The 9,506-nt window shown below is 63.3% G+C and carries 9 protein-coding genes and 1 pseudogene; 4 read left to right on the forward strand and 6 right to left on the reverse strand.

The annotated features are described in order from the left end of the window. Both QZL63_RS11640 and QZL63_RS11645 read left to right on the forward strand, forming a co-directional pair. Window positions 1–518 (forward strand): peroxiredoxin family protein (locus QZL63_RS11640; protein ID WP_290587251.1); only part of this gene is annotated, 518 nt, incomplete at its 5' end. A gap of 19 nt (window positions 519–537) precedes the next feature. Beyond that, window positions 538–1,383 (forward strand): bile acid:sodium symporter family protein, encoded by an 846-nt coding sequence (locus tag QZL63_RS11645; RefSeq protein WP_022309463.1) that lies wholly within the window; start codon window positions 538–540, stop codon window positions 1,381–1,383. 104 nt (window positions 1,384–1,487) lie between these two features. On the opposite strand, the gene panB is transcribed toward QZL63_RS11645, so the two are convergent. Next, window positions 1,488–2,303, reverse strand: a complete 816-nt coding sequence (panB, locus tag QZL63_RS11650; RefSeq protein ID WP_022309464.1) for a 3-methyl-2-oxobutanoate hydroxymethyltransferase — start codon at window positions 2,301–2,303, stop codon at window positions 1,488–1,490. Window positions 2,304–2,424: 121 nt separating this feature from the next. Then, window positions 2,425–2,961 carry a TrmH family RNA methyltransferase gene (locus QZL63_RS11655; protein WP_022309465.1) on the reverse strand — a complete coding sequence of 179 codons (537 nt, stop codon included), beginning with the start codon at window positions 2,959–2,961 and terminating at the stop codon, window positions 2,425–2,427. Between the two features lie 87 nt (window positions 2,962–3,048). On the opposite strand from QZL63_RS11655, the gene QZL63_RS11660 reads away from it, so the two are divergent. Next, complete coding sequence (locus tag QZL63_RS11660) at window positions 3,049–4,182, forward strand: hypothetical protein (RefSeq protein ID WP_022309466.1); 1,134 nt, start codon at window positions 3,049–3,051, stop codon at window positions 4,180–4,182. 18 nt (window positions 4,183–4,200) lie between these two features. Beyond that, the gene (locus QZL63_RS11665) at window positions 4,201–5,877 is read left to right on the forward strand and encodes a glutamine--tRNA ligase/YqeY domain fusion protein (protein ID WP_022309467.1); all 1,677 of its coding nucleotides are present in this window, start codon (window positions 4,201–4,203) and stop codon (window positions 5,875–5,877) included. 104 nt (window positions 5,878–5,981) lie between these two features. Here the strand turns inward: QZL63_RS11665 and QZL63_RS11670 are convergent, their stop codons facing one another. From QZL63_RS11670 to QZL63_RS11685, 4 genes and pseudogenes are all read right to left on the reverse strand, one after another. Further along, window positions 5,982–6,992 (reverse strand): glycosyltransferase family 2 protein, encoded by a 1,011-nt coding sequence (locus tag QZL63_RS11670; protein ID WP_022309468.1) that lies wholly within the window; start codon window positions 6,990–6,992, stop codon window positions 5,982–5,984. Then, window positions 6,979–7,905 (reverse strand): lysophospholipid acyltransferase family protein, encoded by a 927-nt coding sequence (locus QZL63_RS11675; RefSeq protein ID WP_022309469.1) that lies wholly within the window; start codon window positions 7,903–7,905, stop codon window positions 6,979–6,981. The genes QZL63_RS11670 and QZL63_RS11675 overlap by 14 nt, the downstream gene beginning before the upstream one ends. Window positions 7,906–7,922: 17 nt before the next feature. Next, the gene (rsmI, locus tag QZL63_RS11680) at window positions 7,923–8,657 is read right to left on the reverse strand and encodes a 16S rRNA (cytidine(1402)-2'-O)-methyltransferase (protein ID WP_022309470.1); all 735 of its coding nucleotides are present in this window, start codon (window positions 8,655–8,657) and stop codon (window positions 7,923–7,925) included. Between the two features lie 3 nt (window positions 8,658–8,660). Next, a pseudogene (locus QZL63_RS11685) lies at window positions 8,661–9,506 on the reverse strand (hypothetical protein); the annotation flags it as partial.

Genomic DNA, 9,506 nt, shown 5'->3' on the forward strand with positions numbered 1-9,506 from the left:
ACGGGGTGTGCAACTCCGTCTTCAAACCGATGCTCGACCGAATCGAGCAGGGGCTCGAAGCCGAGCGGATGCGCCAGGAGGCCTTCGAACGGATCAAACCGGGCGCCGAGGCTCCGGACTTCACGCTCCAGAATACCGAAGGGGCACAGGTCAGCCTCTCGTCGCTGCGCGGGAGGTACGTCGTTCTCGACTTCTGGGGCAGCTGGTGCGGCTGGTGCATCAAGGGATTTCCCGAACTCAGGGCCTGCTACGAGCGCCACAAGGGGCGTTTCGAAGTGGTCGGTATCGCCTGCAACGACACGGACGACAAATGGCGTGCGGCAATTGCCGAGAACCGGCTTCCATGGATCAACCTCTTCAACCCGCGCGGAACAGCCCCCGAGGAGGATGTCGCACTGCGCTACGGCATCAGGGCCTTTCCCACGAAGATCATCGTGGACCCCGAAGGGCGCATCGCCGAAATCTTCGTCGGCGAACGTCCGGGATTCACCGAAACGATGGACCGGCTGCTGAAATAAAAGCCACAAAAAAGAAGAGATGAACACGATCTGGATCGTACTCCCCGTCCTGCTGGTGCTGATGTTCCAACTGGGCATCGAACTCGACGGAGCGGCATTCCGCCGCGTCGCCAAACACCCGAAAGCCCTCTTCGTGGGGCTGGCCGGGCAGCTGTTGCTGCTTCCGGCCGCGGCGTTCGCCGTCGGAACGCTCTCCCGCCTGCCGCCCGTCTACTTCATGGGGCTGATGCTCATCGCCTGCTGCCCGGGAGGCAGTTCGTCAAATGTCTTCTCGATGCTGGCCAGGGGCGACGTCGCCCTCTCGGTGACGCTCACGGCCCTGAGCAGCATCATCACGCTCTTCACCATCCCGCCCGTCATGGCATTTGCCGCCCGCATCGTCGAACGGCACACCGAGACCTCGATCGACCTCCCCGTCGCCAAACTCATCCTGCAGAACATCGTGCTGCTCTTCCTGCCCATGGCGGCCGGCGCCCTCTTCCGGCGGCTGCGGAACGAGGCGGCCGAGCGAGTCTCTGCCGTGCTGAAGCGCGTGGCCTTCCCGGCCCTGATGCTCCTTGCGGCGCTCTTCTTCCTGCAATACACCCGGGAGATCATCGCCAACATCGCAAGCCTGGGCGCCGCAACCGCCGCCATGCTGCTGCTGAGCACGGGGGCCGGAGCGCTGCTGGCCCGCTCGTTCCGGCTCGGGTCGTCGGCCCGGCGGACCATCGTCATCGAGATCGGCATGCAAAACGCCGCACAGGCGATTGCCGTCGCCTCCTCGCCGCTCGTCTTCAACAACGGCGAAATGGCCATTCCGGCCATCGTATATGCACTGGTGATGAACGTGGTCCTGCTCGCCTACCTCAAGATGCTGCGCTGAGGCCGCACGAAAAGCACCGCCCCGCCATCCACAGGGGACAGGGCGGGGCGGAAATCATTAAAGAAACGGAGCCGTACAAGCCCCGTGAAGGTCCGTCGCAAGGATCAGTACTGCTCCTTCTCGTTGGGGAAGTCGCAGGCCTTCACATCCTGGACATACTGCGACACGGCATCGGTCATCACCGTATGCAGGTCGGCATAACGACGCAGGAAACGCGGCGAGAAGCCCTTGTTGATGCCGAGCATGTCGTGGATCACCAGCACCTGGCCGTCGCATGCGCCGCCGGCCCCGATGCCGATCGTCGGCGTGGGAATCTCACCCGTCACCCGGGCGGCCAGCGCTGCCGGAATCTTCTCCAGCACGATGGCAAAGCAGCCCGCCTCGCTCAGCAGGTGCGCGTCGTGCACGAGTTTCTCGGCCTCGGCCTCCTCCTTGGCACGGACCGTATAGGTGCCGAACTTGTGGATCGACTGCGGCGTAAGGCCGAGGTGTCCCATGACGGGAATGCCGGCCGAAAGGATGCGCTGGACCGACTCGAGAATCTCCTCGCCGCCCTCCATCTTCACGGCATCGGCCTCGGTCTCCTTCATGATCCGCACGGCCGAGTCGAGCGCCACCTTCGAGTTGCCCTGGTAGGTGCCGAACGGCAGATCGACAACGACCAGTGCACGGTTCACGGCACGGACAACCGAACGGGCGTGATAGATCATCATATCGAGCGTAATGGGCAGCGTCGTCTCGTAGCCGGCCATAACATTGGCCGCCGAGTCGCCCACGAGGATCACGTCGATGCCCGCGGCATCGACGATCCTGGCCATCGAATAGTCGTAAGAGGTGAGCATGGCGATCTTCTCGCCCCGCTGTTTCATCTCCGTCAGGCGGTAGGTCGTAACCGCACGGACGGTGCTTTCTACTGACATTTTTTCTCTGTTTAGGGGTTAAAACGCGGCAAAGATAGCGCATGCCGCGCGGAGTAGCAAATTTATTTTCATTCCGGCCGCCGACCGTGCGCCGGAGCGTTTTTTACGCGGCACACCGAGGTCAGCGCTTCGGGCTCATCCGGTCGAAAAAGCGCCACAGCACCACACCGCCCGACACCGAGACGTTGAGCGAGTGCTTGGTCCCCGCCTGCGGGATCTCGATCGCACCGTCGCAGCGGTCCACGGCCTCCTGGCCGACGCCCTCCACCTCGTTGCCGAAGACAAGGGCATAGCGCACGTCCTCCTCGGGCGCGAACCTGTCGAGCATCACGGCACCCTCGACCTGCTCGACGGCCAGCACCGTATACCCCGCGGCATGCAACTCGTCGATGCACGCCCCGGTCGATGCGGCATACTCCCAGGCAACGGTCTGCTCGGCGCCGAGAGCCGTCTTGTGGATCTCGCGCGAGGGCGGCGTCGCCGTGATGCCGCACAGGATGATCCGCTCCACGGCGAAGGCGTCGCCCGTGCGGAAGAAGGCTCCGACGTTCTGCGACGAACGGACATTGTCGAGCACGACGACGACGGGCATTTTCGGCATCGCGGCGAACTCGGCGGCAGTCGGGCGTCCGAGCTCTTCATTGAGGATCTTGCGCATGGCGGAACTTCTGTATGATTTCGGGGCCAAAAATACACAAATAAAAAATATTTTGCCTAATTTTGAGGCCTCAATCAAAAAGAAACCATGCAGTTCAGAAAAGTGACGGCGCTCGTTCTCGCCCTGTTCGTTACGGGGGGGGGCCTGCATGCCCAGAAGATACTCGTAGGCGCGGACTTCGCCACGCGCTTCGACAACCGCGAATACGCCAACAACGACTTCAACGAATCGCAGACGCTCTTCAGCGACTCCAACGAAGCGCACACGCTCTTCAGCGCCCGGCTCTCGCCGCGCGTGGGTGTCGAATGGATGGAGAAGAACCGGCTGGTTGTCGGCGTGGACATGCTCCAGAACTTCGGGCAGCACAACGGGGCGCGCGAACCGTTCCTGAGCGACGTGAAGCCCCTGATGTACTACCAGTTCACCACGAAGAACGTGCAGGCCAACGCCGGTATCTTCGACCGCAAGGAGCTCATGGGCGACTACTCCGCGGCACTCGTCAGCGACTCGGTGGCCTTCTACCACAACCGCCTGTCGGGATTCCTGGGCCGCTACGTCTCGACCCAACGGCCCGACACCTATGTCGAGTTGGCCCTCGACTGGGAGGGCATGTACTCCGAGGAGTCGCGAGAGATGTTCCGCATCCTCTCGGCCGGACGATACACCTTCGACCGCGGGTTCTACATCGGTTACGCCTTCTCGATGTTCCACTTCGCCGGATCGAAGCTCAACGAGAACGTGACGGACAACCTGATCGTGAACCCCTACGCCGGATGGAGCATCGAGGGAAGGTTTGCCTTCGACGTCAAGGCCGGGGCGCTCTTCGCTCCCCAACGCGGCCGGAGCGTGGACCACGAATGGCGGAAGCCTTACGGCGGACAGCTCGACCTGACGGTCAGCCGCTGGGGCGTGAAGATCGAGAACAACCTCTACGTGGGCAAGAACCTCCAGCCGCTGCGCGGAGAGATCGCCAACCCCGCGACGGGCATCACCTACGGGGCCGACGGCCTCTACGCCGGCGAAGCCTTCTACGCCACGACCGAACACATCTACAACCGCACGTGGGTGGGCTACGACCGCCGTTTCTTCAAAGATACGATGCACGTCGAGGCCGGCATGGTCTTCCACTACGACGGCACGGGGCTCGGCACACAGCAGGTGGTCAAGCTCTCGGTCGATATCCAGAAACTGTTCGACGTGGGTCCCAAACAGAGAAATTAATCCGTACACATATATAATATGGCAAGCGAAACCAACGAAAGCCGGGAGAAGTCGCTGAACTTCCTCGAAGAGATCATCGAAGAGTCGATCGCCAAGGGCGAAAAGCGCGTACAGACCCGTTTCCCGCCCGAGCCGAACGGCTACCTGCATATCGGCCATGCCAAGAGTATCTGCATCAACTTCGGACTGGCCAAGAAATACGGCGGACGGTGCAACCTGCGCTTCGACGACACGAACCCCGTCAAGGAGGATGTCGAGTATGTCGATTCGATCAAGCGCGACATCCAGTGGCTCGGCTTCCAGTGGGCCGAGGAGCACTACGCCTCGGACTACTTCGACCAGCTTTACGAGTGGGCCCTGGAGCTGATCCGCAAGGGGCTGGCCTACGTCGATGACCAGACACAGGAGCAGATCCGCGAGAACCGCGGCACGGTATCCGTACCGGGCACCCCCTCGCCGTGGCGCGACCGCTCGGTCGAGGAGAACCTCGACCTGTTCGTGCGCATGAAGAACGGCGAGTTCCCCGACGGTTCGAAGGTCCTCCGCGCGAAGATCGACATGGCGCATCCGAACATGCTCTTCCGCGACCCGATCATGTACCGCATCATCCACGCCGAACACCACCGCACGGGCAACAAGTGGTGCATCTACCCGATGTACGACTACGCCCACGGCCAAAGCGACTCGATCGAGCGGATCACCCACTCGATCTGCACGCTGGAGTTCGACGTGCACCGCCCGCTCTACGACTGGTTCATCCAGGCGCTGGAGATCTATCCCTCGCACCAGTACGAATTTGCCCGACTGAACCTCACCTACACGCTCATGTCGAAGCGCCGCCTGTTGAAACTCGTGCAGGAGGGCGCCGTGATGGGCTGGGACGACCCCCGTATGCCGACGATCTGCGCCCTGCGCCGCAAGGGCTACACGCCCGCCTCGGTGCGCAACTTCGCCGAGATGGTCGGTGTGGCCAAGCGCGACAACGTCATCGACCTCGGTAAACTCGAATACTGCGTGCGTGAGGACCTGAACAAGGTGGCCGAGCGCCGCATGGCCGTGCTCAACCCCCTGAAGGTCGTCATCACGAACTACCCCGAAGAGAAGACCGAATACTTCACGGCGATCAACAACCCCGAGGACGAAGCGGCCGGAACGCGCCAGGTTCCCTTCTCGCGCGAGCTCTACATCGAGCGCGACGACTTCATGGAGAACCCGCCGAAGAAGTTCTTCCGTCTGCAGCCGGGCGGCGAGGTGCGCCTGCGCTATGCCTACCTGATCAAGTGCGAGGAGATCGTCAAGGATGCCGAGGGCAACATCACCGAACTGCGCTGCACCTACGACCCGATGTCCGGCAACGGCTCGTCGAGCGACGGCCGCCGCGTGAAGGGCGTCATCCACTGGGTGTCGGCACGGGATGCCGTGGAGGCCGAGGTACGCCTCTTCAACCCGCTCTTCACGAAGGAGAACCCCGACGACGTGGAGGAGGGACAGACCTGGGAGGACAACCTCAACCCCGAGTCGATGGTCAAGATCACGGGCTATCTGGAGCCTTCGCTGCGCGAGACACCCGTAGGCCAGGCCGTGCAGTTCGAGCGCGTGGGCTACTTCTGCCCCGATACGGACTCGACGCCCGAACACCTGGTGTTCAACCGCACCGTGACGCTCAAAGACTCCTGGGCCAAGATCAACAAGTAAATCGGCCCCTGCAAAGCAAGCAAAAGCGGGCGGAGATTCGAGGAATCTCCGCCCGCTTTTTTTGTATCCCTGCGGCGGCTACACCTTACCTTATCCGCCACGCCTCACATCATCCGCCCGAAGGTTTGCCGGCCCAGGAAATAACGCACGAGGATTGACCCGGCGTAGATATGCCTCGACTCGCTCCGGATTGCGGCGCGGATCGCACGCCGCTTGCGGGCCAGAGCCCCGTGCCAGCGGAGGAAGTCCCGCCAGGCGCGGAAGACCGCCCGGAAGTTGTCGGCCCGCCCCTGCATGAGGTACGACAGGGCCGCCAGCAGGTCGAGCCCCGGGCGCACGACAGCGACCACGGCGCGCTGCCACGGCGTGGCGCACTTGAAGAGCATCGCCAGGTTGTTGCGGTGGTTATAGAAGACCTTCGACGGGGAGTCGGTCTGGAGCGTGCCGCCGCCGAGGTGGTAGACCCTGCTCTCGGGCACGACCCGCACGCGGTAACCTGCCAGCTGCATGCGCCAGCAGAGGTCGATCTCCTCCATGTGGGCAAAGAAGTCGGCATCGAAGCCCCCCAATGCATGGAAAAGATCGGCGCGGCAGCAGAAAGCCGCCCCGCTTACCCAGAAGACGTCGCGTTCGTCGTCATACTGCCCCGCATCCTCCTCGACCGTGCGCAGGATGCGGCCCCGGCAGAAGGGGTAACCCAGAAAGTCGATGAAGCCGCCCGAGGCTCCGGCGTATTCGAACTTCGTGCGTTCGAGGCAGGAGATCAGCTTGGGCGAGACGACCGCCACGTCGGGATTCCGGTCGAGGCACTCGAGAAGCGGTTCGAGCCAGCCGGCGGGGGTCTCGACATCGGAATTCAGAAGGATGTAGTAATCGGCCTCGATCCGTTCGAGCGCACGGTCGTATCCGCCGGCAAAACCGTAGTTGCGATCCATGCGCAACAGCGTGACCGTCGGGAACTCCCGGCCGAGCAGCGCCACCGAACCGTCCGTCGATCCGTTGTCGGCCACGATGACCTCCACCCCGTTCGGAGCGGCAGCGACGACGCTTGGCAGGAAACGGCGCAGGTGGTCCTCGCCGTTCCAGTTCAGTATGACGATCTTAGCGGTTGCCATCGGTCTTCCTGCGTTTGTGTTTCCAGCGGCGGTGCGACCACATCCAGAGTTCGGGCCGCTCGCGGATGACCGACTCCAGCTGGCGGACGTAGCGTCCGGTGATCTCGTTGGGCCCGACCTCCTCCACCCCGTCGTACAGGGGGACAAACGACATCCGGTAACGGCCCCGCCGCAGGCGGTCCATCCGCACGAAATAGACCGGAAGATGACAGCGCAGAGCCAGTTTCTCGCCGCCGTCGAAGAAGATCGTATCCTGATTGAGAAAACGGAACCAATGGCTGTCGGGGCGCCGCGGTGGATTCTGGTCGGCGATCAGCCCCATGACAAGGTTCTTGCCCGCAAAACCCGTATCGCGGTGGCGGAGGTAGAAACGCAGGCACTCCTTCATCGGGACCGTCGTGGCGTAGTCACCGTTGCGCAGGCGCTGGTAGAGACGCTCCGCCACGCGGCTCCGCAATGGATGGTAGACGGCCACGACAATCTGCGACAGTTCGTAGAGACCCCAGTAGGAGCAGTACTCCCAACAGCCGAAATGGGCCGTCATTGCGATCCAGTCGCGGCCGTGGACCCGGGCGCGGTGCTCCTCGAGCCCCTCCACGGTGAGGACCCGGCGCCCCTTGCGGGGAGTCATGTGGGCCATATTGACCGTATCGACGAACATCTCGGCAAGCGTGCGGTAGAAACGCCGGCAGATCCGCGCCAGCTCTTCCTCGCTCTTCTCGGGAAAGGAGTTGTGCAGATTCATCCACACCACCTTCCGGCGATAACGGATGCAGTAGCACAACAGGAAATAGATCAAATCCTCGATGACATAGTACTTGAGCCAATAGGGCAGGATGGCGAACAGCCGTGCCCCCAGCCAGAGTACCTCCAGCCAGATTCGCTGTATGAGATTGAGTTCCGCGCGCTGCATGATGGGGATAGGCTTTGTCAGGATTCGGTCCCCGCCCCGCAACTGTCGGCATCCGCGGCATCGGGGCGGGCGTGTCGGGGTTTGGGTTTGCCCGCCACGACGATCACGAACTCTCCCTTGGGTTCGGTCGTCCGGAAATAGTCGAGTACCTCGGCGATCGTACCGCGCACGGTCTGCTCGAACTTCTTGGTCAGCTCGCGCGATACGGAGACGCCGCGCTCCGGGCCGAAGACCTCCGCGAACTGCTCCAGACACTTGACCACGCGGTAGGGCGACTCGTAGAAGATCATCGTGCGCTCCTCACCGGCCAGCGCCTGCAGCTGTTTGGCTCGTCCCTTCTTCTGGGGCAGGAACCCCTCGAAGCAGAAACGGTCGCACGGAAAGCCGCTCTGTACCAGCGCCGGGATCAGCGCCGTGGCCCCGGGCAGCGTCTCGACTTCGACACCGGCCTCGACGCACGTGCGCACGAGCAGGAAACCCGGATCCGAAATGCCCGGCGTCCCGGCATCCGAGACGAGCGCCGCACTGCGCCCGGCCGCGATCTCGTCGGCCACCATGCGCACCGTGGCGTGCTCGTTGAACTTGTGGTGGGAGTAGAGTTTCTTCTCGATGCCCAGGTGGCGCAGCAGGAACGAGGTCGTGCGCGTATCCTCGGCCAGGATGAAATCGACCTCACGGAGCACGCGCACGGCGCGCAACGTGATGTCATCGAGGTTGCCGATCGGCGTCGGCACGATATAGAGCCGGGCCATGCGTCAGAGGTATTTCCGTTCGAGCAACTCCATCAGCAGCACCGCCCCGTCCGAATTGGGATTCCAGGCATAATGCTCGGCAATGTAGATCACGCAGTCGTCGAGGTTGTCGAACCCGTTGAGCGCATCGATCGCAGCTTCATAGGCCGCACCGTCGCCGCCGAACAGATCGCGGATAAGCAGGAAACGGTCGTTGATCCCGATGGCGCGGCGCAGATCGGTCACCGGCTCGTTGCGGAGCAGCTCCGAGGCGCGGTCACGCGGCGGGGCGATCGTATCGGCAAGGGTCTGGACGTCGTGATTGATCACCTCGCCCAGCACGGCCCCGGGAGCGGCTGCGGCCAACTCGTCGGCAAACGAGCCGTGCACGACGGGATCCACCTCGGCGGACTCGCCGGCGTCGGTTCCGTCCGGGACCGCCTCGGCCGGAGCAACCGGAGCCTCCGACAGATCCCGCCCGAATGCGGCGGACGGGCCCGTCTCGACCCGGCGGCCGAATACCTCGGCGATGGAGGGTCTTCCCGCACGGCGCTCGTCCGAAGGACGTTCCGGAGCCGGAGCGACCCGGTCGGCGGCCGGAGCGGGAGTCGGTTCGGGAACAGCCGGCGCCTGCGGCTTGACCGACGGAGCATCGTTGCCGTAAAGCGACATGATGACCCGCTGTTTGTGGCGGTGGCGGAGATTGGCATTCTCCTCCGGGCCGAACAGCGTAGGAGCCACGGTGTGCGGCCGTTCGGAGGCAGTCTCAGAGGCAGTCTCGGGAGCTGGAGCCGGAACGGAAGGTTGCACGAACGAGGGTTCCGCATCGGGTGCGGGCCGGAGCTCGGGCTCGGGCTCGGGCTGCGTTTC

Source organism: Alistipes sp. CAG:268 (genome assembly GCA_000434235.1).
GTDB classification, from domain to species: domain Bacteria; phylum Bacteroidota; class Bacteroidia; order Bacteroidales; family Rikenellaceae; genus Alistipes; species Alistipes avistercoris.